This window comes from Oscillatoria sp. HE19RPO (assembly GCF_024220515.1).
Lineage (GTDB): Bacteria > Cyanobacteriota > Cyanobacteriia > Cyanobacteriales > Laspinemataceae > Laspinema.
The window spans coordinates 1-1,223 of sequence record NZ_JAMXOT010000444.1; the positions used below are offsets into that span (position 1 = coordinate 1).

General features: G+C 45.1%; 2 protein-coding genes. Both read right to left on the minus strand.

Annotation, left to right across the window (positions count from 1 at the left end; genetic code table 11):
* Positions 1-435: 435 nt before the first annotated feature.
* Positions 436-717, minus strand: coding sequence for a helix-turn-helix domain-containing protein (locus tag NG833_RS29225; RefSeq protein ID WP_254568780.1), 282 nt, complete (start codon positions 715-717; stop codon positions 436-438).
* Positions 718-727: 10 nt separating this feature from the next.
* Positions 728-1,006 (minus strand): CRISPR-associated endonuclease Cas2, encoded by a 279-nt coding sequence (gene cas2 / locus NG833_RS29230; protein ID WP_254568781.1) that lies wholly within the window; start codon positions 1,004-1,006, stop codon positions 728-730.
* Positions 1,007-1,223: the final 217 nt, after the last annotated feature.

Here is a 1,223-nt window from a genome sequence, read left to right on the forward strand (position 1 = left end):
TCCAACAAATAAATCATCCAAATCCCGATGGTTAAGCACCTAACAAGACTGTATTAGCCCGCGCAGGCGGGCTTTGTCCGTGTAGCCCCAGGCTTCAGCCTGCGGGTTTTTTGGGGATTTTATTTTTTGGAGTTCCCTAATCCGGTTACTGGCGGTAAAGTGGGTTTAAATACCTCAATTGACAAGAATCAATAAAGGAGTTAATATCAAGATTTATATTAACTTGTTTAAAGTTGGTTTGAGGGGGTTGAAAATGGTTGTTTAAGAAAAAGCCGTTGGCGGATTACCAACGGCTTTTGGGGTGTTTAATCCCTTTTGTTTCCATTAATTCGGCTTCAAATGAAGCCCCGCTGAGAAGTCAGCTTGTGTTTACTTTAGGGGAGTATTTTGGGAAAAGATAGGGCCGGATGATATTGACAAGTTGGGGAAGTCATGCTAGTTCGTGAGGCATAGCCAGGAGCGCAGATGGTCGGGGATTTCTTCGTGATGTTCTAGGAGAAAATTGAGCAAGGCCAAATGTCTCATATCGTTGGCGGTGGGTTGATGGGTTTGGGCGAACCATCGACGGACTTGGCTAGGCGATCGCCCGCAGATTTCAGCAATAGTTTCTTGGGTCACTTCCCATTTTTGGTAAAATTCCCAAGGAGTCATGGAGAGTTGGCATTGACAATAACTGCGGATAATTCTCTGTTCCCGTTTCCCAATGGGTTGTGGCATTTTGAATCTCCTAGGCAATAATTACCGGGTCATCAATGGCGAAGGTGGGTTGTATTCCGAGGATTTGGACTTTTTGCCGACAGTGGGCAGAAAGAGGATAAAATCGTAATTGGTCTTGGCGTTTATTTAGCAGTTTGAGCAAACGTTTTTGGAGTTGCTCGTATTGGTTGTCATCTAGGACCACCTCAAAAACGGATTTTTGCACCCGCATTCCGTAGGTTTCTAAGAGTTTGGCAACTCGATTACGCCGGTTATCTTCTACGATGTCGTAGCAAATTAGATAAAACATGGGTTTACCATTGTTCTTCCGGGGAGTTTCGATGAGGGGAAGGTTGAGTGATGCGGAATCCGGTTGGAATCGGTCTATTAGGGGATTGCAAAATATAAATCCTCCAAACTTTCAACTGAAAGGAAGCTATGTGTCGGAGTAAATGCTTGCGCCCTCCGGAGGGCGCAAGCATTTACTCCGACATTGACGGGGCTACTTTGTTGATCTACGAACGAAC

Bases quoted from the DNA above. Each gene is read 5' to 3' on its own strand.
- NG833_RS29225 (WP_254568780.1), bottom strand. From the start codon at position 717: ATGCCACAACCCATTGGGAAACGGGAACAGAGAATTATCCGCAGTTAT.
- cas2 (WP_254568781.1), bottom strand. From the start codon at position 1,006: ATGTTTTATCTAATTTGCTACGACATCGTAGAAGATAACCGGCGTAAT.